Below are 22,038 nucleotides of genomic sequence, written 5' to 3'. Positions count from 1 at the left end.
TTAGAAACGGATTTTTTTTGCCACACTATCGAGAACTGCGTTGACGAGTTTTGGCTCATCACCTTCAAAAAATGCCTTTGCTATATCAACATACTCACTCATCACGACAGCAATAGGTACATCTTGACGGTTTATTAATTCCCATAAACCTGCACGTAAAATTGCGCGCAGTGTGGAATCAAGACGTGAAAGTGACCACTCTGCAGAAAGTTGTTGGTGCAACATAGGATCAAGCTGTTTTTGATCTTTTACAACACCAGTTATAATAGCCAAAAACCACTGAAAATCAGCATCAAGATACTGATTTCCATCAATATTTTTTCCTAAACGATAAGCCTTATATTCAGCTGCCGTTTCCATCACACCAGAACCAACCATATCCATTTGATAAAGCGCTTGAACTGCAGCGAGTCTTGCTGTTCCACGTTTATTGGCTAAACGGGGAAAATATTTGCCTTTTACATCAACCATATTTAATGATTTCTCCAAATCTCTTTTTTAGAGCGATCATACATAAAGCAGCTTCAGCAGCAAAACCACCTTTATTTTTTTCATCCTGTTTTGCACGCGCCCATGCTTGTTTTTCATCCTCAACAGTCAAAATACCATTTCCAATAGCCAAGTGCTTATGGACTGTTAAATCCATCAATGCACGACAAGAATCATTTGCAACAATTTCGAAATGGTATGTTTCACCCCGAATAACACAACCAAGTGCTACATAACCATCATAAGATATCCTACTATTTTTTTCGGCAAAAGCTATTGCACCGGGTATTTCTAATGCTCCTGGAACTGTCACAATATCATAGCTTGCTTCGGCTTTTTGCAAAGTGCTTACTGCACCTGTAAGAAGCGCATCGGAAATCCCATCATAAAAACGCGCTTCAACAATCAATATATGCAATTTTTTACGTATTTCTATTGTCATAATGGGAATCCCATAAAGAACTTAGAATTATAGAATATAGAATTTTAATTTATTAGTCTTTATATCTAAAGTCAGAAAGTCTTGCAGCATAACGGGCAAATTGATCAATTTCTAAATTGACCAGATCTCCAATTTCAGCTTGTCCCCAGGTTGTCATTTCAAGTGTGTGACGAATAATAAGAACATCAAAAATATGATCTTCAACACAATTAACGGTCAAAGATGTTCCATTAAGTGCGATAGAGCCTTTATTTGCAATAAAAGGCATAAAATGTTTTGATACCTGTAGAAAAAAACGAACTGCATCACCTTCCATTTTCTGATCAATAATCTCAGCCAAACCGTCAATATGACCAGAAACCAAATGCCCGCCCATTTCATCACCCAATCGTAATGAACGTTCTAAATTAACAAATGTTCCTTTTGTCCATTGTGCAAGATTAGTCAAACGCAACGCTTCTTCCCACGCTTCTACAGCAAACCAATTGGTTTTCGTTTGCTGTTTTAATCCTCGCTCAACGATTGTTAGGCAAATCCCTGAACACGCGATTGATGCACCAATTTCTAAGTCTTCGATACCATAACGTGTTGAAATAATGAACCGCATCCCCTGCTTTAAGGATTGGACATCTTCAACACAACCTATATCCGTTACAATTCCTGTGAACATAATGTCTTACGCCTCCATTTATAAAAACGGTCATTTCCAAACATTCTTGTCTCTACTTCATGAAATTGCGAGAGATAATTCCCCAAATAAGGGGCTTCAATACGATTTTTTCCTAAAATAACGGGTGCATAAAAGCATATCAAATGATCTACACAACCAGCATTTAAAAAAATTTTTCCCGTCTTTACGCCTCCCTCAAGTAAAACGCTATTGATTCCATGTTGATAAAGCAGCTGTAAAATAGTAAAGGGTGGCATGTAACCATTGCTCATTTTTACCGAATAAACAGATACTCCACACTGTTCCAGTGCGATTTTTTTGCTTTTCTTTGAAAAGTTCACATCACAAATAACCCATGTAGGAATTGTTTTTGCTGTTTGAACAACTTTTGCGTTGAGTGGAATGCATAAATCTGTATCCAAAATAATACGTATAGGCGAACGCACTTCCATTCCTGGCAAACGGCAATTTAATTGTGGATTATCCGCCAATATAGTACCAATACCAACAAGAATAGCATTGTTTTGAGCACGAAGAATATGAGTATAGATATGAGAAGTCGTTCCACTAATTTTTATTCCACCTTGCCCCTTTTTTCCAACACCATTATCAGCAGAAATTGCCATTTTAAAAGTGACTGCAGAACGTTTCTGCTTCCTTATACACCAATAGCTGCACAAAGACTCGAAAGCTTCTTTAGCCAAGACCCCTTCAATAACCTCAATGCCAGCCGCACGCAAAAGAGCAATACCACGACCATCAACCCTCTTGTCTAAATCAGTAAGAGCAATAACAACCCGCGAAATACCGGATTTGATGAGAGCATTTGCACACGGCGAAGTTTTGCCATAATGCGAACAAGGCTCTAAAGTAACATAAACAGTAGCGCCGTACGCCAAAGGGCCAGCCATTTGTAGGGCTTGTACCTCGGCATGAGGCCTCCCGTGGATGGCTGTTACACCATAGCCAACAATGTATGCTCCAATATTTTCATCGTTTCGTGCGATTATTGTACCGACAGACGGGTTTTCACCAGTAAGTCCGACATGACGTTCTGCCAAACGGATAGCTGCAGCCATCAACCGCTCATCTTGCGCTTTTTTATTCATCAAAACAAGATTCTGTGTCCGTTATACCCTTCGACAATTCGTCTATAACATCGTGAAAATCGCTTGCGTTACGAAAATCTCGATAGACGGAAGCAAAACGAATGTAAGCAATATCATCAATGCTTTTCAACGCTTTCATCACAAGATGTCCAATTTTTTCCGAAGTAATCTCTGGTTCTCCTAAACTCTCGAGTTGACGTACAATGCCAGAAATAACGCGTTCAATATAGTCTGGGTCAATATTGCGTTTACGCACAGCTATCTCAACTGATCGCATCAACTTATCCCGGTCAAATGGTTCGTATCGACCACTTTTTTTAAAAACCAAAAGCTCACGCAGTTGAACACGTTCAAAAGTGGTAAAACGGCCACCGCACACGGAACATATACGCCGACGACGAATGACCGTCCCTTCTTCTGAAGGACGCGAATCCTTAACCTGTGTATCTTCGTATTGGCAATAAGGACAGCGCATCTTTTTACATCCTTAACAAGTGCTAAGATAAGAGTAAAGAGGAAATTTATTTGTCATATCTTCTACCTTTTTCTTAACAACCATTTCAACAGCACTATTGTCCTCATCACTTGTTGCCATACCGAGACCATCAAGAATCTCTGAAATCATATGAGCAATTTGAATAAACTCATTTTTTGCAAAACCACGTGTCGTCGCAGCAGGTGAACCAAGACGAATTCCGGATGTTACAAATGGTGTTTCAAGATCAAAAGGAATACTATTTTTATTGCAGGTAATATGAGCACGCCCTAAAGCCAATTCTGCACGTTTTCCTGACACTTTTTTGGAACGCAAATCAACCAACAATAAATGATTGTCTGTACCGCCAGAAACAATATCAAAACCGTTACTCTGTAGTGTTTTTGCTAAGGTTTTCGCATTAGCAATAACATTGGCACTATAATCCTTGAAAGCAGGTTGCAAAGCTTCCTCAAATGCAACAGCTTTAGCTGCAATCACGTGCATTAAAGGGCCCCCCTGAAGACCAGGAAAAATCGCTGAGTTAATTTTTTTGGCTAAAGTTTCATCATTTGTCAAAATCAAACCACCACGAGGACCTCTCAGTGATTTATGCGTCGTCGTTGTCACAATGTGCGCATGTGGAACAGGTGAAGGATGAACACCACCAGCGACTAAACCAGCGATATGAGACATATCAACGAGGAAATAAGCATCAATCTCATCTGCAATTTCACGGAATTTTTTCCAATCCCATAAGCGAGAATAAGCTGATCCCCCTGCTATAATAAGTTTGGGTTTATGTTCCTTTGCAAGGCGTTCAACAGCCTCCATATCAAGACGCTGATCTTCTTTACGCACACCATAGGAAACAACCTCAAACCATTTTCCTGACATATTAACGGATGAACCATGCGTAAGATGACCACCGGAATTTAAATCCAAGCCCATAAATGTATCACCAGGCTTTAATAAAGCTAAAAACACAGCTTGATTCATTTGGCTACCAGAATTAGCCTGAACATTTGCAAAATCAGCACCAAAAAGCTGTTTAGCTCGTTCAATTGCTAAATCTTCAACCACATCAACAAATTGACAACCTCCATAATAGCGCTTTCCTGGATAACCTTCTGCATATTTATTGGTTAAAACTGATCCTTGAGCTTCAAGAACTGCCCTTGAAACAATATTCTCTGACGCAATCAACTCAATTTCATGTTGTTGCCGCTCAAACTCTCCTCTGATCGCATCAAAGATTGCAACATCAACCGTTTGTAAATTATCATTAAAAAAACGCTTTTGTGTATCATTTGCTTGCTTGGTCATAAAAACACGTTCCTAAAATTAAAAAAAGAAAGTTACGAACGATAACATAGCAAGCCATGCAGACCAATATTTTAAATTTTTTATTTAAAAATAGAGCAAATATTAGCCTTATTTTTTGCAATTTGCTTGTTTTTTGCCGTTTAAAAATGAAATTCTAGTCTTGCAAAAATAAATAATGCAAAATAGATTCTACATTTATCTTAACATATTCTTATTACAGAATTTTTTACAAGAAAGAAACCGCCTCCTTAAGAAATCCAATCGTCTATGCTGATTTATGCAGCAAGTTGCATATGGCAGAAAAATTAATTCAAGGCAAAGAGAATGGCAACGAAAGTTTTTATTGATGGTGAACATGGAACAACTGGTTTACAGATACAAAAGCGACTAGCAAAGCGTTCGGATTTAGAATTACTCTCTCTTCCTCATAGCGATCGGTATAATATTAATATTCGAAAAGACTATCTTAATCAAACTGACATTGCTATTTTGTGTCTTCCAGACGAAACTGCACGCGAAACAGTTCACTGGCTTAAAAAAAATAAAAAAATTAGAATTATTGATAGCTCAACAGCTCACCGTGTTGCACTAAACTGGATCTATGGTTTTCCTGAAATGACAGCAGGCCAAAAAGAACGCATCCAAGCAGCACACTACGTAACCAATCCCGGATGTTACCCTACCGGTGCAATTAGCTTGATTCGCCCTCTACGTGAAGCATGCCTGCTAGATTCTTATTATCCAATATCAATTAACGCAATATCTGGTTATACTGGTGGCGGTAGAAAATTAATTGCACAAATGGAAAATCAATCTCGACAAGATGGCGTTCGAGAAAATTATTTCATCTATGCTCTTAATCTTAAACACAAGCATGTGCCAGAGATTAAAATCCATGGACAAATCAGTCATACACCCATCTTTGTACCAAGTGTTGGTCGTTTTCCTCAAGGAATGATTGTGAATATTCCTCTGCATCGCCACTTATTTACGAAATCAGCAAACTATGCTGATCTACGTGAAATTCTTGTAAACCATTACGATGGACAAAACATTATTTCAGTTGCATCACAAGAAGAAACTGATTCGCTTAGCAAACTCAATCCAGAATGCTTAGCACATAAAGATGGTATAAAACTGTTTGTTTTTGGCAATGATAGCGAAGGAATTTTCAATCTCTGTGCCATATTAGACAATTTAGGGAAAGGTGCAGCCGCAGCTGCTGTTCAAAATCTTGACTTAATGCTTTCAGGGAGCTAGAATTTTCCCTGGTAACAATTTTTTATTTAACAGTATGATGCGCTCCTTTTGTTGCTCGCCAGTGTGTAACCGAAAAATACAACACTGCTAATGCAGCACTTTGATGAATGAGCCCAAAACTTATTGGGACTTCATGTAACAGTGTAAGAATACCTAAAAGTGCTTGGACAATTATCATAACACATATAAAAAATGCACGACGGGAATGGGATGAATATGGAATATTCTTTTGCACATAGAAAGCGTGAATAACCGCTACAAAAAACAAGAAATAAGCAAAAAAACGGTGAACAAATTGAACCGTCAAAGGATTTTCAAATAAGTTGAGCCAAACAGGATTATGCTGCAGCAATCCATCTGGTATGAATTGACCATCCATAAGTGGCCACGTATTATAAACTTTCCCAGCATGCAGCCCTGCAACCAAAGCACCAAAATAAATCTCAATCAAAATCAAAATAACAAGCCAACCCGCAAAATATTGAACCCTTTGATTTGCTGGTTTTTCAGAATATTCTGTAAGCCCTTGAGATAAATAAGTAACAAAAATAATAACAAAACATGCTGTTATAAGATGAAATGCCAAACGATATTGGCTCACGCTTGTCAAGTTGCTTTGGCCAATACCTGAAGCCACCATCCACCAACCAATAATCCCTTGAAATGCGATAAGAATGGGTACAATAATAAGTTGGAGCAAAATATTTTTTTCAAAATGTTTTGTTGCCCAAAACCAAATTAAACCCAATAAAGCCACAAGGCCAACAAGACGTCCGAGAAAACGATGCACCCATTCCCACCAGAAAATAACCTTAAATGCACTTAAAGTCATATCACGATTAAGCATCTTATATTGTGCTATCTGTTGATATTTTAAAAATTCCTCTTGCCATTGTTCCACACCAATCGGTGGAATAACACCATGAATTGGCTTCCATTCGGTTATCGATAAACCTGATCCCGTCAAGCGGGTAGCCCCCCCTACTAAAACAATCGCCAAACAAAGCAATAAAATAGAATAAAGCCACAGTTGAATGTGTTTTCGATTTTTCTTTTGTAATGGTGTTAAAACGTTATTATTCAAACTATTTACTACCATATCTTTGATTGCCCTGCTCTCTCTCAAACCACAACTCATTTTTAAAATTTAAACATTAAATTTTAGCTCTTTATAATATGTACTGCAACTTTAGCACAAAACAAAGACAAACATACCGCTATAACATGCAATAAGCATTCTTATTTTATGACATTTATGATTCAACCACCCGGTAAACAGTCCTGGGAAACCTGCTCACCATTTTCTTCATCCAATCCTGTTTGTTAAGCGCAATACTACAAATGTAATAGTCTGTTAGTCCAGCAAATTGTTCAAATCCATATTTAGGTTCACTTGCCATTTCTAAAATAATAAAATTATATTCTTTTTTTAATTCTTGTAACAAATGAGGAATATTATTTGAAAAATCTTGTGCACAAACAGCACTTGTTAACCCCTGTGGAAGAATATCAACACTCGTGTCATAATCACGATAAATAACATCACGTAACTGAGCATTCCCTATTAAAATATCGCTCAAACCCCGATGTGGACCAATGATTTTCTCTATTTGTTGACCAGAAATATCCACTAACAGAACTGTTTCGCGCTCTTTTATAAGATGAAGAGAGAGTTTTGCCGCTATCCGTGCAGCCTCTGGACCAATAATTGAAACAACTGTTGAAGTGCGGCCTTTTAAAAAATCCGATAATCCCTCTATTGTAATACAAGCCTCAAGATTTTTTATTTCCTTAGATGCTAAAAAGTTCTCGTCCTTTTTAAAACTCTCTTCTTCCGGTCGGCTTTTTTTGCTTCTAAAGCAGTTATAAAACAACAAAATTCCTCCTAAAAGAGTGACTAAGCTTGCAAACACACTCACAATAAGATCTTTTCCGTAAAGAGTCATAAAAGAAATGGGCGCTAAGGTTGTTGGTACAACCACATGAATTTTTGCATTTTGCAAGAGAACAGTATCCTTGATTATCTCTTTGTTTTGCGTGTCCACCACTATTCTTATTTTATTTTCTAGCTCGTTAAACATTTGATTCAAAGATTGGGATTGATCCGTTACAAAAAAACCAATCTTTTTTTTGATCTGTTCTTCAAAGTCCCTTGCAATAACCTCATCTGAATGAATTTGATGAGCAATCTGCAAAATTTTATTTTCTAATTGATGAGAAAGTGCCTCTAATTCTGCGGTCATTGCCTTAATTTGAGGATGTGTCCAACCTAATTGTATAACCATATGCGCTCTTTGGGTTTCCAAAAGATTACGCTTGGATTCTAATGCAGCAACTGCTGGATTGCTGGCAATAAATGAGAAAGATAGTAAAGACTGTCCATTTTCACGCATCATCTTAATGGTTGAATTTAAACTCATTAAATGAATACGCTTTAAAGTTGCTTGCGTTAATTGAACAGAAAGATCATTAAGCTCTGTTTGTTTTGCATTGTGGTGAAGAAAAGAATCAATAGACGAACGGAATCGCTGCACTATATCCAGTAACGCATGAGCATCATATTGTTGCTCTATTAATAATTGTTTTTGTTTTACAATTGCTTCTGAAAATACCGAAAACCAGATTTCCAGTCCTTGTTGAGCAGCTTCAAGTGTTCCAGCTTCAAAAGTAAGTTTGATGAGATCACCATCACGGGATAAATGAATATTTTCACGAAACTCTTTCTTGAGAAAAGGGGTAGAAGAGAAATTTTGCAAACTTGAATCATTTAAAAAGACAGTCTGTGAAAATAAAAAAGCGATAGCATTCTTTTGTTTATCGAGTGGGAAAGGTTTCCCTACAGAATCAGATAACGAAAATGTTAAAGTCGCCTGATAGCCACGCGGCTGAAAAAAATAATATAACCAAATAAAAAATGTACAGAGCACTGCTAACAGAAAAACAAGCAAAACATTTCGCATTACTGTGCATATCAACAGTTTTTTATTGCATTTAAGATTCATCTTGATTTAAACCGGCAAAATACTTCATATTTTTTTATTAAGAGAAAGTAGTAACTATCCTCTTAACTTGTATTCATATTATTTCTAGATAAGAAAAAACTAAAATTTAAGAAAAAATATTTTAAAATAGCTTTTTAAAACTTTAATTCATAGTTTGTTTGATATGATCTAGTCGTTTTTTTGCTTCAGAAGTAAGCATAGCTCGAATGGTAACAGAACCATCATTATGCCCTTCCTGCATTATTTCACCAGAATTTTCATAAAACCAATCAATAAGTGACATTTCATGAGGCCTTAAAAGACATTCAATGTTGTGCATTTCTCCAAAAATTCGCTTTTCAATTGCTGCTAATAATTGATCTAGTCCATCGCTCATGAATGCTGATACCATTACTGCGGGATTTAACTGTGTTTTGGCGTTTGTTCGCAAAACATTCAATGTATGCTCATCCAATATATCGATCTTATTCCAAACTTCTATGATATGCTCTGTGTCATCAATATCGATACCAAGATCTGCAAGAACTTCTAAAACATCTTGCTTATGCGCGCGATGATTAAGATCTGACATATCTCTCACATGAAGAATCAAATCAGCTTCAATCACTTCTTCAAGGGTTGCTCTAAAGGCCGCAATCAAATGCGTTGGTAAATGAGAAATAAAACCGACAGTATCAGATAAAAGGATAGTTTTTCCATGGGGAAGAACAACCTTGCGCAAAATTGGATCAAGTGTAGCAAACAACATATCCTTTGCTAATACATCTGCACTACTTAAACGGTTAAAAAGAGTTGACTTTCCCGTATTAGTATATCCTACCAAAGCAACAATAGGATGGGATGTTTTTTTTCTCTTGGCTCTATGAAGAGCCCGTGTTTTAATGAATTTTTCTAATTCACGGCGGATACGTATAATCTTCTCTTGCAAAAGCCGCCTATCCGCTTCAATCTGGGTTTCACCAGGTCCACCTAAAAAACCACGACCACCACGTTGTCTTTCCAAATGTGTCCAACTACGCACAAGCCTACTTTTTTGATAAGATAAATGCGCCAATTCGACTTGTAAAACCCCTTCTTTTGTTCGCGCGCGATCTCCAAAAATTTCAAGAATCAAAGCTGTTCTATCGATAACTTTGCAATTCCATAATTTTTCTAAATTACGCTGTTGTACTGGTGTCAAAAAATGATCTACAATTATGAGCTCAATATTATATTCACTTGCATAATGAGCAAGTGTTTTTACTTTGCCCGTCCCAAATAAAGTCGCAGGACGTGGTATAATGATATTGACCGTTTCATAATCAATGACTTCTAACCTTATAGCACGAACTAACCCCAACACTTCCTGGACCCGAGAAGAGACTGAAAATATATATGAAGCATTTTTACTTTTATTTTCTTGGCAAATTGGCACTAAAACAAATGTACGCACCTGCTCTACAACCCGTGAAAAAAAACTCCTAAATCTCTTATTTTCATTGTTCATAGCAATTAAAGCATTTTAAAACAGGATAAGAGGTCTATAAATTAAGTGAAGTAGTTTTTTATTCAGAACTTTCACCTTCAAACATTTGTACAGGTTGTCCCGGCATAATTGTAGAAATAGCATGCTTATAAACCAATTGCGCATGTCCATCACGACGTAAAAGGACACAAAAATTATCAAATGAGGTTACAATACCTGTTAGTTTAACGCCATTTACAAGAAAAATTGTAAGAGAAATTTTTTGCTTGCGCACTGTATTTAAAAATACATCTTGCAGGTGTTGTGATCTTTCTGCCATTATTCTTACACCTTCGTCTCAAATTGCATAAAATATTTGTGCACGCATATCGACTGAAAAATACTAAATTGTCAACGTAGAAGCTTTAAAATTTAGAAAAAGATAATTTGAACCTTTAATACCATTAATGAAAAGCAAAAAAATATTATTCTAAAGACAACGAGCATCATAAACCATAAGAACCTATCACCAAATAACGTTTACTTTTTATGAATTACTTTTAAAATCTTTTTTAAAATAGCCTTTTAGTTTACATAAAGGACATTGCATATAAAAAATAATTGGTGCAAAGGCATAATTCATCAATTTGTCATCGATTAAGAGCACTCTAGCAAGCTGCATAGATACAAACTTAAACTCAGACCACAGATATCTTTAACATACCGTGCGTAACTATTATTAAATTACTCTTAAATTGCAAGAGAACAATCTTATAATTTTGCTTATAATCCAGCATTGTATACATTATAAACTAAAGTTGTAAACAAGTATTTTTATTCTGTTTGTAATTAAATAATGATTTGTTTTTATTAAATTTTTTATCATTTTCAAATACGATAAAAAAGCTACGTTAACTTTATCTTGATAAGTTTTCAAAATTTTGCCCTGAACATATTCCTTTCTAAATGATTAACAGCTAGTATGCTAGAATATTATGAGGAGGACGTATCCCTTTTTCATCTGTAAGAGTACGAGGCGAGTATGGCACGCAGAACAAAATTACAAACATTTGAAGTTGAAGTTGAAGAAGCTCTCACAAAAGCTATGAACTTTAACTTTGATGACACTAAAATTGAAATGACATCCTCCAATAATTCTGAAAATGTCGTTAATGTAGATGATTTGATTCAAAAGATTGCAATGGCAGAAGAAGAAATTCTTGCTGAAAATGGCACTTCGATTTTTACCTCGAATATTCATGATAATTCTGTTGTTGATGAATCCGTTGTTGAGCAGCTTTTTGCCGCAAAACCGACGCGTGAACTTTCAGGTGGAACTGTTCATAATACAGTATTGTCTACAAAACTTCTTCCTGCTAATGATGATATAACAACCCCTTTAAATTTTGAATTATTAAAGCAGAGTTCTATTTCTCGAATCTATTGGTGTACAACGGCGCTCAGCGCTCTATGGGCAGCAGGAGGTGCTTTTATTGCTCATAGGCTAGCTCCTATTGAACTGAATTCCTTATCAAATATTACGACTTTTTTTACATCGCCAACTGGATTAGCTGTAGCAGCAGGAACAACAATTCCTATTCTTATGTCTTGGGGATTTGCTCAATTAACAAAACGCTCAAATGAATTGCACAATATTGCCGTTCTTATGACAAATGCTGCACAGCGGCTCAGTGAACCACAACATATATCTGAAAAACAAGCTGTTGCTATAGGACAAACCATTCGTGAAGAAGTAGCAGCAATGAATCAGGGAATTGAACGTACCCTTGAACGTGCTGTTGAGCTTGAAGCTATTATCCAAGGTGAAGTTCATCATCTAGAGCAAGCCTATGCTGAAAACGAATCGCGTATTCATACATTAATTAAAGAATTGAGTAATGAACGCATAGCCATTTTGAATCATGCGGACCGCGTACAGTCAACAATTAAAGGAACACAAGAACAACTCAGTGATGAATTTGGCTTAGCTACCTCCAACATTGTCAAGAATGTTGAAAAACTTGCACAAACCCTTTCGCAGACTTTACAAAAACAAGGTGAAGATCTTGTTGCAAAACTTTCCCATGCAGGCGATGGTGTAACAAATCAGCTTTCTGAAAAATTTAGTGAAACAACAAGACAGATTCAGCAAAAAAACACAGAATTTTTCCACGAGTTAGGGGAAAACTTTGATGATTTCTCAAAACGTTTCGATAATAATGAAAAACAAATAGAAAAAACCTTTAATGAAGCAGCTGCTAAAGCTGAAATGCATATTGCTAAAATCACAACACATATACAAGCAGCAACAGATCAGACTCTATACAGTATTAACGAAAAATTTAGAACACTAGATGAAACCATTATTGATCGCAATAAGCAATCTCTCCAGAGTTTTGATGAAAAAATCATGCAATTCGATGAACAAGCAGACAAACTCTCTTCTAAATTTGATAACGTAGCTTCAGAAGCAATTGAAGTTTTTGAAAACCGTTTAGCAACTGTTGATCTGTCTTTGAAAGAATATAGTGATTCTATTATTGAATCATTTATTTCTCGCAGTCAAACTTTAGAAGACAATGCCGAAAAGCTTGGTGAATTCTTAGAAGCGCATGTTTTAAAAATTAATGAAAATCTCCAAGAAAGAACAGCTGATATTACCAGCGCATTTACAAATGGACATGAAAGTATTCTTTCAGCAATCGACAAAAGCAAAGAAAGGCTGAGAGAAGAAATTCAACATATCGATAGTGCAATTGTTGATATCATACAAGAACGTTCGCAGGATTTTAAATTGCAACTTTCTGATCAAAGAGCTTTGATGGCAGATATGCTTGATAGCGAAAAAAATAAAATCGCTGATACCTTAAAAAGTCAGACTGATATCTTAGCCAAAAATGCTTTAAACATTGAAAAGGTTTTGATTGATAATATTCAAATCGTTGATCAATATGCTGAAAATCATGTTGCCAATATGGTTCAATGTACAGAGAAATTACAAGAAGTCATTGTGCAAAGTTGTAATACAACGAAAGACGCTTTAGAAGCACAAGCTAGAAATATTGATATACGCGCTGATGCTCTGCGTGACTCTTTGGCTATTAACAGTTTTTCTCTTAATGAAGTTCTTGCAGATCAGGCGCGCACACTCGAACAACGGATGGAAACAATCTATAATCTCATCGAAAAAAGTGATATACACGTTGATGTTGCGTTAAAGAAACAGATAGATTTAGTTGAGGACGCAATTATTGCCAATAACAGGAGTATTACTGAAACTGTTCAAGATCATATCAAAAATCTTGAAGATCATACCGAAATTTTAAAGAATACTCTCTCTCAATCCAACGGTAAATTTTTTGAGACACTTGAAACACAAATGGGTTCGCTCGACGCAAATTTAGAAGTTCGTACACGCAAGATTTTTGAATGTGCAGCCACGTTAGAGGAAAAATTATCCGAAAAAATTGGACAGGTATGTGAAACTATCAAAACACAAACCTCTGCTTTTGCAGAACGTTCTGATACATTACAAACATCCATCATCCTGAATAATGAACAAAGCCAAGCAATTCAACAAGCATTGGAAACAAGCGTCGATAATATACGCATCACATTAGAGGATTCTGTTAATACAGTTACAGATAACCTACACGATAAAATTATAAAAGCTTCTGATGTCCTTTCTTCTACGGGTGAACAGATCTTTTCGTCTGTTGCCAACGTTGCTGTACAAGCAGAAAATATTCTCTCGGAGTCTGGCAATCGTATTGTATCAAACGTTAAACAAACAGTTTATGATACCAGTGAAAAAGTTCTTTCTGTTCTGTCTGAGCAAGCATCCCATACTATGGAAGCCTTCACAACGGCGAGTTATAATGCACAAACATTATTGAATGAAACAATCCATACTTCTACAACAGCGATTGAAGAAATCCTCCATGAACGCTGCAATATTCTTTATCACTCTATGCAAAACCTTAAAGCTAATCTAGGAGATCAACTTTCTGATGTAAATAATCGTTTGGAAGAAGCAAGCAATCAAACAGCTACTCAAATTTCAGGTCATGTTGAAAAACTTACAGAGTTGACAAATCATTTAAACCAAGCTGCTCAGAATACAACTGATTCAATTAATCATTTAACACAGCATATTAGGGAGCAACTCTCTCTTTCAACACAAGATACTGAACAAAGAATGTATGCGCAAAATGAATCTTTAGTGAATAGCTTAACACAAACTAACTCAGAAACTCTTCAAACTGTAACTGCTATGAAGGAAGATCTTCTCAAGAATATCTCCTCCATCGTTGCACAATTAAATCAATCAATTTATAATTTTTCTGAAAATAATAGTATTTTACTTTCGGCAGTTCAAAATATTGATGACAAGTTTAGTGAAACTGCAAATAATTTTTTCCGCAAAACTCATCAAGCAGTAGAACATTTATCAGCCTCTAATCAAGCACTTGATAGCAACGTGGAAGTTTTACAAGGACTTTCACAAAATGCATTTGAAAAAATTAGTCATATAACAAGCAGTTTTGGTGAACATGCTAAAACTCTTTCTGAGACAATTCATGTTCTCGAACAATCTGAAAATTCATTCAATGCAACACTTGAGGAAAAACACAATACGCTTTCTGCGTTAAGCAATGCTCTTATTTCAAAATCTAATGAAATCAATCAACTGATTGAACATTATGAAAGTATTCTTAGTTTGGCATTTAAACGCGCTGACGAAAATACTCGTAATTCTACACATTCACTCCAGCAATCACTTAATCAGCTTATTGATGAAGCTTCAACGCGTTTTTCAGGAGCAACAGAGGATATACGTCGTTCGGCTGATGAAATTCGTTCCGAATTTTCAAAAATTAATAATGATCTTAATGAGAGTGTTCAAAAATTGCCAGAAAAGACAAAAGAAACAACCCAAATAATCCGCCACGCTTTGAATGAACAAATTACAGCATTAAAGGATTTGGTAAGCATTATACAAAAAAGTGATCAAAAGAATGTAAAGGAACAGTTAATACCGGCAATTTCATCATCATCGACGCTTCATAAACGTGATACTGCTTCTCCTGAAGTTATCAAGAAGATAGTACCACCTAAACCTATTTTGCAACAAGACCAAAGCAAAAAAAGGCAAAATAAATGGGTATCGAATCTTTTAGAAAGAGCTTCGCGTGAAGAGGCCTTGTACAATGAAACACCTAATAATGCTGTTTTTGCATCAGTACAAACAAAATCGCATCCTGTAAGCACCTCTCTTAACTCATTAGCAGCTGGTATAGTACAAGCCATTAAACACAATGCTATGGTTGAGCTGTGGGATCATTATCGACATGGACAAGAAAATATTGTGATAGACCGCCTTTATACCTTGAATGGGAAAGTGATATTTGAAACGATTAAGAAAAAATATATAAACGATGTGAATTTTAAAAATTCCGTTAATCAGTATATTGCGGATTTTGAAAAACTCTTACGTGATGTATCCCGCAGTTCTGGTTATTCCAATTCAGTTCGAAAATATCTGATATCAGATACTGGGAAAGTCTATACTATGCTTGCTCATGCAAGTGGTCGCATCCAATAGACAATAAAAAAGTGGCAAAGGATTTTTTCTACTTTTTTCTTTCGCTTTTGTATTCATTGCTCATCATCATAGAATTCACTGATTACATATATTTACTTCAAAGGTTGAATAGAGGATTGAATTCAGTTTTTGTAACACTCAAAGTAATAATCCTCTTAAAATAGTATGATCAATTGCTAAACAGCATAGCATTTCATATGGTGAATACTACTCTTTCTATATTCTCGTGCTAATTCCCTTCTCTATTTCACATCTCGTATACAAACTCTGTAAAAATTAACTTTATGTATAAAATGTTCATCCCTGGGTTGTTCCGATAAATTTTTTTTCATCAAAACACACGCATATTTGCTGACATACCTGCACTACAACTCATTTCACCCGTATTAAATTTCGTTTTATCAGCATATTTTTAAATATTGAATACAAACTCCAACCCTAAAGAAATTCCTTTTACCTCTATTCAATAATAAAAAATAAAATTTCCACTCTTCAGTTTGCAAAGTCTCTTTAGAAAAGATACAAACAGTTTAAGACATTGCAAATGTTGGTTTATAATTCTTAAAATCACTTATAAAGGTGTAAATAAAGCATATATTTGTAGAAAACAGGTTAAGTTAATAGAAAGCTTTTCTGTTTTTCCTTTTTGCGAGCATTGCAAAAAAAAAATAACCGCTTGGTAATGTAAACTATCAGTGATACTTTACTTGTTTTTTAAGGGGAGAAGGTTGGTTTTTATGATATCAATAAAATTGTTAACGAGCTCAAACGAAAAGAATCATCAAACTAATTTAATAGTCTAGAAGAATTTGCTCATACCTGTACATTTTTGTATTTAGAGAAATTAGAATCTATCAGTGTACAAGGCCTTATGGTAGATGGATCTCCACATATAAACATATACTAACCTGGATATCGTAAAAATGTCTACAGAACGAAATAGTGATTTCAGTTCACAAAAAACTGAACTTGACAGTGCCGCACTTTTTTATCACCAACATCCAAAGCCTGGAAAATTAGAAATCCAAGCTACAACACCTCTTGATAATCAACGTGATTTAGCTCTTGCTTATTCTCCAGGTGTTGCTGCACCATGTCTTGCAATTCATAAAGATCCAAATCTTGCTGCACAATATACTTCTCGTTCTAATTTAGTTGCCGTTATATCAAATGGAACTGCTGTTCTTGGGTTAGGAAATATTGGTCCCCTCGCCTCAAAACCGGTTATGGAAGGAAAAGCTGTTTTATTCAAAAAATTTGCGAATATTGATGTTTTTGATATTGAAATTGATGCATCTGATATTGAACAAATGGTACAAGCCGTATCTGCCTTAGAACCTACATTTGGTGGTATAAATCTTGAAGATATTAAAGCTCCTGAATGTTTCGAAATCGAAGAAAAACTTCGCACTAAGATGAATATTCCAGTTTTCCATGATGACCAACATGGAACTGCTATTATTGTTTCTGCAGCAGTATTAAATGCATTAAGTCTTGCAGGAAAAAAAATTGAAAATGCAAAAATAGTTTCCTCAGGCGCAGGAGCAGCAGCTCTCGCTTGTATCAACCTTTTGGTCCGTCTTGGAGCAAAAGTTGAAAATATTTGGCTTAGCGATTTAGAGGGAGTTGTTTATGAAGGTCGCAAGACACTTATGGATCGTTGGAAAATCAATTATGCACAAAAAACTGATGCACGCACCTTATCTGAGATTATTGATAATGCGGATATCTTTTTAGGTGTTTCAGCAGGTGGTGTTTTAAAACCTGAATATCTGAAAAAAATGGCTCCAAATCCCTTAATTTTGGCCCTTGCTAATCCAACACCAGAAATTATGCCAGAAGAAGCACGTTCTGTGCGACCAGATGCAATGATCTGTACAGGACGCTCTGATTATCCCAATCAGGTAAACAATGTCCTTTGTTTTCCTTATATTTTCCGTGGTGCATTAGATGTTGGTGCAACCGCAATCAATGAAGAAATGAAAATGGCTGCAGTTTATGCGATTGCTGCTCTCGCCCGCGAAGAAACTTCAGATATTGCAGCACGTGCATATTCAAAGAAACCACCCAGTTTTGGTCCTGACTATCTTATTCCTTCCCCTTTCGATCCACGCTTAATACTACGCATTGCTCCTGCCGTGGCTAAAGCAGCAATGGACACAAAGGTAGCGATTCGGCTGATTGAAGATATGGAAGCTTATCATGATACCCTTAATCGATTCGTATTTCGTTCTGGATTAACAATGAAGCCCGTTTTTGCAGCAGCAAAAACAGCAAAACGTAAACGCGTCATTTATGCCAATGGTGAAGATGAACGCGTCCTCCGAGCAGCGCAAATTGTGCTTGAAGAACAAACAGCAATTCCAATTCTCATCGGCCGTCCCCATGTAGTGGAAACGAGACTAAAACGCTTTGGTTTAAGAATTCGCCCTGGCATAGATTTTGAACTTACAAATCCAGAAGATGATCCACGTTTTCGTGATTATGTTAGCTTATTTCTCCGTTATACAGGAAGACGTGGTGTTTCACCAGAAGTTGCAAAAACAATCGTGAGAACCTCAACAACAGCGATTGCTGCCCTGGCAGTCATGCGTGAAGAAGCTGATGCAATGATTTGCGGTTTAGAAGGACGTTTTGAACGTCATCTTGAATTAATTGAACAAATTGTTGGGCTTGATTCAAATACTCGTCATTTTTCTGCTGTGAGTTTGCTTATTTCTCCACGCCGCACCCTTTTTTTAACAGACACTTATGTCAATGAAGATCCTTCTGCAGAAGAAGTAGCAGAAATGACAGTATTGGCTGCAAAAGAAATTGAAGCATTTGGTATAACACCCAAAGCAGCATTATTATCACATTCAAACTTTGGCTCCAAAAATACAGAAAGTGCGCGTAAAATGCGCCGTGCAACTGAAATTCTTGCCCAATTATACCCAAATTTAGAAGCCGATGGAGAAATGCACGGAGATGCTGCACTTTCTAAAGTTTTTCGTGATCGTGTTTTTCCTGATTCACGCCTTAAAGGTGAAGCAAATTTGCTTGTTTTCCCAACACTCGATGCCGCTAACATAACACTCAATCTCGTAAAAAATCTTACCAATGCACTTCATGTAGGCCCTATTTTGATCGGAGCCTCACGTCCTGCACACATCCTAACACCTTCAGTAACTTCAAGAGGAGTGGTTAATATGACAGCTCTTGCGGTGCTTGCTGCAAATAGAAAAAAATTGCATAATGAAAATGAATGAATTCATAATAAAACATCAATTTCTTTTAAAAACTTGATGTGTGATACTTCATATCTTATAAAATTATTTGCTATATTGAAAAGATAAATTTATCTTGAGTTAAGTCTTTTTTAAAAAAACTAAGAGGATCTATACTACATAATACTTAAAAGTATCTTCTGAAACCATCACACATAATAAGGAATTATACATTGTCCTCTACATTTGATAAAGTTGCTGATATTATCGCAGAAATCAGTGAAGTTGATCGTAATATGATTACATATGAAAGTCATACGATCAATGATTTAGGGATTGATAGTCTTGACTTTCTTGACATTGTTTTTGCCATTGACAAGGCTTTTGGAATTAAAATTCCGCTAGAACAATGGACACAAGAAGTTAATGAAGGTGCAGTTGCAACTGAAGAATACTTTGTTCTTAAAAATCTTTGTGCAAAAATTGATGAACTCGTTTCTTTAAAACAAGCGAGTTAATTTCTTTTATCATGCATGATCAAACAGTATTCATAACTGGTATAGGACTGATAACCTCTTTGGGTGAAGGGGGTAATTGTCATTGGGATATCTTGAATAAAACAACAATTACACCAAATCTTGATTGTACAACTTTTTCTCCCTATACTATCCATAAATTACCTGAAATCGATTGGAATTTGCAAATTCCAAAACGGAGTGACCAACGGCAAATGGGAGCGTGGCAACGTCTTGGTACTTATGCAGCAGGCCTTGCTCTTGATGATGCAGGTATAAAGAATAATGAGAAATTAACATCAACAATGGATATGATTGTTGCAGCAGGTGGAGGAGAACGTGACATTGACGTTGACACACAAGTTCTTTCCAAAGCACGTACAGGAGCTAATCATGCTTCTATGTTAAATTCAATCCTTTCAACTGAACTTCGTCCAACTTTGTTTTTAGCACAACTTTCTAATCTTTTAGCTGGGAATATTTCAATTGTTCATAAAGTAACGGGATCTTCTCGTACCTTCATGGGAGAAGAAGGGTGTGGACTTTCTGCTATTCAAATTGCTATAGCTCGTATTCGATCAGGACAAAGTACACATGTATTGGTAGGAAGCTCTTATAATACACAAAGCTATGATATGCTGTTGGCGCATGAACTTGGAGGTCTCTTATCACGCAGTGGATGGTCGCCAGTATGGGATCGTAAAAATTGCCTTGGCGGTGGTATTATAACGGGTTCTGGCGGTATCTTTCTAGTCCTTGAAAATGGGAAACATGCAAAAAAACGTAATGCACGCCCTTATGCTAAAATTAGCAAAATCATCACGGATCAGACAGATAGAACAAAAATTTCGCTTGAAAAATCAATTGCAACAATGTTGAAAACAGTAGGAGCTAAAAATTCCTTTGCCATTTCAGCGGCTTCAGGATTTCATGAAGTAACTAAAGCAGAACAAAATGCTCTTGAAGCTACTGATATGTTTTACCGTGGTATTACAACATTATTTGGTTATATGCGGGAAGCACAATTTCCTTTAGCTCTCGCACTTGCTGCACTTGCTATTGAAAAAAAACGCAGTTTTCCAGCATTCAGTGTTCATGAAAAACCTTTTCCTAAAGAAATACGTGAAGCATTTGTTACAACCATTGGTATCAAAAGAGCTGAAGGTATAGCACAGCTAACTGCTGTATAGAGGGATTTCTACAATGCAATATCACGATCATTTTGGACGACCACTTGTGGCAATAACTGGAGCAGGAATTGTAACATCACTGGGGAAAGGCAAGTACGAAAATTGGCAAAAATTAACAAGTGGTGTTAGCGGCATCCACAAAATAACACGTTTTCCTGTTGAGGAATTAAAGACACGTATCGCTGGAACAGTTGATTTTCTTAAAGAAAGCACGTGTGGCGCTTCTGCTCTTTCTGAAAAACTTGCTAATCTTGCAGCAGAGGAAGCTTTAGAGCAAGCGGATTTTGATAAAATAAATTTTAATGGACCACTCTTTTTAGCAGCTCCTCCTGTTGAACTTGAATGGAAAGCACGTCTTACTCTTGATCAAGAAGGAAAGTTAAATGGTGCGCCTTCCTATGCGCATCTTCTTGAAATCTGCAACCATAAACTCCACGAGACGCTGTTTGAAACCACACAATTTGGTGCAATTGCAGAAAATCTTCAGAAAAAATTTGGCACAAAAGGACTTCCTATTACACTTTCCACTGCTTGTGCATCCGGTGCAACAGCAATTCAATTAGGTGTTGAAGCTATTCGACGTGAAGAAACAAATCGCGTGCTCACAGTTGCTACAGATGGTTCAGTTTCAGCAGAATCCCTTATCCGCTTTTCATTATTATCTGCCCTTTCAACCCAAAATGATCCTGCAGAAAAAGCAGCAAAACCCTTTAGCCGTGACCGAGATGGTTTTGTTATGGCAGAAGGGTCAGGTGCTCTTGTTCTTGAATCTCTTAAAAGCGCATTAGATCGTAATGCGACAATTTTAGGAATTTTAGCTGGCTGTGGAGAAACAGCAGATGATTTTCATCGTACGCGTTCAAAACCTGATGCATCTCCAGCAATTGAAGCCATTCGCAAAGCCTTAGAGGATGCAAATGTAACTATTAATGAAATTAACTATATTAACGCACATGGCACCTCAACACCTGAAAATGAAAAGATGGAGTATCTCGCATTATCAACAGTCTTCGGTGATAGCCTAAAACATATTCCTGTTTCTTCTAATAAGTCAATGATTGGTCACACATTAACTGCTGCTGGCGCTATAGAGGCTGTTTTTTCGCTCTTAACAATTCAATCGGGAATACTTCCTCCTACAATCAATTATGATGATCCTGATCCTGCTATCCCTTTAGACGTTGTTCCTAACCGTAGCCGTAAGGCCTGTGTCAATGCGATTTTGTCAAACTCATTTGGATTCGGCGGTCAAAATATGAGTCTCGTTATCACAGCATATAAACGATAATCCTTTTAATATTGACA

Annotated in this window: 16 protein-coding genes; 6 read left to right on the top strand and 10 right to left on the bottom strand. The window is 36.4% G+C overall.

Going from position 1 to position 22,038, the window contains the following annotated elements:
- The 6 genes from nusB to glyA are packed head-to-tail and all read right to left on the bottom strand — an operon-like array spanning position 1 to position 4,511.
- Positions 1–471 carry a transcription antitermination factor NusB gene (gene nusB, locus O9A_RS04480; protein ID WP_034459198.1) on the bottom strand — a complete coding sequence of 157 codons (471 nt, stop codon included), beginning with the start codon at positions 469–471 and terminating at the stop codon, positions 1–3.
- Positions 464–931, bottom strand: coding sequence for a 6,7-dimethyl-8-ribityllumazine synthase (locus O9A_RS04475; protein WP_034459195.1), 468 nt, complete (start codon positions 929–931; stop codon positions 464–466). Before O9A_RS04475 ends, nusB begins: the two co-directional genes overlap by 8 nt.
- A gap of 52 nt (positions 932–983) precedes the next feature.
- On the bottom strand, positions 984–1,601 hold the full coding sequence (locus O9A_RS04470; protein ID WP_034459193.1) for a riboflavin synthase: 618 nt from the start codon (positions 1,599–1,601) through the stop codon (positions 984–986).
- Positions 1,583–2,710: a bifunctional diaminohydroxyphosphoribosylaminopyrimidine deaminase/5-amino-6-(5-phosphoribosylamino)uracil reductase RibD gene (gene ribD, locus O9A_RS04465; protein ID WP_034459191.1), complete on the bottom strand. Its 1,128-nt coding sequence runs from the start codon at positions 2,708–2,710 to the stop codon at positions 1,583–1,585. Before ribD ends, O9A_RS04470 begins: the two co-directional genes overlap by 19 nt.
- Positions 2,703–3,185 carry a transcriptional regulator NrdR gene (gene nrdR / locus O9A_RS04460; RefSeq protein WP_034459189.1) on the bottom strand — a complete coding sequence of 161 codons (483 nt, stop codon included), beginning with the start codon at positions 3,183–3,185 and terminating at the stop codon, positions 2,703–2,705. Before nrdR ends, ribD begins: the two co-directional genes overlap by 8 nt.
- A 12-nt stretch (positions 3,186–3,197) precedes the next feature.
- On the bottom strand, positions 3,198–4,511 hold the full coding sequence (gene glyA, locus O9A_RS04455) for a serine hydroxymethyltransferase (RefSeq protein WP_034459187.1): 1,314 nt from the start codon (positions 4,509–4,511) through the stop codon (positions 3,198–3,200).
- A 324-nt stretch (positions 4,512–4,835) separates the two neighbouring features.
- Here glyA and argC point away from each other — a divergent pair, with 324 nt between their 5' ends.
- Positions 4,836–5,771 (top strand): N-acetyl-gamma-glutamyl-phosphate reductase, encoded by a 936-nt coding sequence (gene argC / locus O9A_RS04450; RefSeq protein ID WP_034459185.1) that lies wholly within the window; start codon positions 4,836–4,838, stop codon positions 5,769–5,771.
- Between the two features lie 22 nt (positions 5,772–5,793).
- On the opposite strand, the gene O9A_RS04445 is transcribed toward argC, so the two are convergent.
- The 4 genes from O9A_RS04445 to hfq all read right to left on the bottom strand — a co-directional run bounded on the left by O9A_RS04445 (position 5,794) and on the right by hfq (position 10,557).
- Complete coding sequence (locus O9A_RS04445; RefSeq protein ID WP_034460212.1) at positions 5,794–6,870, bottom strand: COX15/CtaA family protein; 1,077 nt, start codon at positions 6,868–6,870, stop codon at positions 5,794–5,796.
- Between the two features lie 154 nt (positions 6,871–7,024).
- Positions 7,025–8,773: a membrane protein gene (locus O9A_RS04440; RefSeq protein WP_034459183.1), complete on the bottom strand. Its 1,749-nt coding sequence runs from the start codon at positions 8,771–8,773 to the stop codon at positions 7,025–7,027.
- A gap of 142 nt (positions 8,774–8,915) precedes the next feature.
- Positions 8,916–10,259 carry a GTPase HflX gene (hflX, locus tag O9A_RS04435; protein ID WP_034459181.1) on the bottom strand — a complete coding sequence of 448 codons (1,344 nt, stop codon included), beginning with the start codon at positions 10,257–10,259 and terminating at the stop codon, positions 8,916–8,918.
- A gap of 58 nt (positions 10,260–10,317) precedes the next feature.
- The gene (gene hfq / locus O9A_RS04430) at positions 10,318–10,557 is read right to left on the bottom strand and encodes an RNA chaperone Hfq (protein WP_011179303.1); all 240 of its coding nucleotides are present in this window, start codon (positions 10,555–10,557) and stop codon (positions 10,318–10,320) included.
- Positions 10,558–11,259: 702 nt separating this feature from the next.
- On the opposite strand from hfq, the gene O9A_RS04425 reads away from it, so the two are divergent.
- The 5 genes from O9A_RS04425 (at position 11,260) to O9A_RS04405 (ending at position 22,021) form a co-directional block, all read left to right on the top strand.
- A complete protein-coding gene (locus O9A_RS04425) occupies positions 11,260–15,822 on the top strand; it encodes an apolipoprotein A-IV repeat region-like domain-containing protein (RefSeq protein WP_034459179.1) in 4,563 nt (1,520 codons plus the stop codon).
- A gap of 923 nt (positions 15,823–16,745) precedes the next feature.
- Entirely contained in the window at positions 16,746–19,070 is a 2,325-nt protein-coding gene (locus O9A_RS04420; RefSeq protein ID WP_034459177.1) for an NADP-dependent malic enzyme, read from the top strand.
- Between the two features lie 191 nt (positions 19,071–19,261).
- On the top strand, positions 19,262–19,546 hold the full coding sequence (locus tag O9A_RS04415) for an acyl carrier protein (RefSeq protein WP_034459175.1): 285 nt from the start codon (positions 19,262–19,264) through the stop codon (positions 19,544–19,546).
- Between the two features lie 11 nt (positions 19,547–19,557).
- On the top strand, positions 19,558–20,733 hold the full coding sequence (locus O9A_RS04410; protein WP_034459173.1) for a beta-ketoacyl-ACP synthase: 1,176 nt from the start codon (positions 19,558–19,560) through the stop codon (positions 20,731–20,733).
- Positions 20,734–20,746: 13 nt separating this feature from the next.
- Complete coding sequence (locus O9A_RS04405; RefSeq protein WP_034459171.1) at positions 20,747–22,021, top strand: beta-ketoacyl-ACP synthase; 1,275 nt, start codon at positions 20,747–20,749, stop codon at positions 22,019–22,021.
- Positions 22,022–22,038: the final 17 nt, after the last annotated feature.

Origin of the sequence: Bartonella koehlerae C-29 (assembly GCF_000706625.1) — a bacterium.
GTDB classification, from domain to species: domain Bacteria; phylum Pseudomonadota; class Alphaproteobacteria; order Rhizobiales; family Rhizobiaceae; genus Bartonella; species Bartonella koehlerae.
Note: the sequence above shows the minus strand (reverse complement) of the source record. Positions and strands in the feature narration are given on the sequence as shown.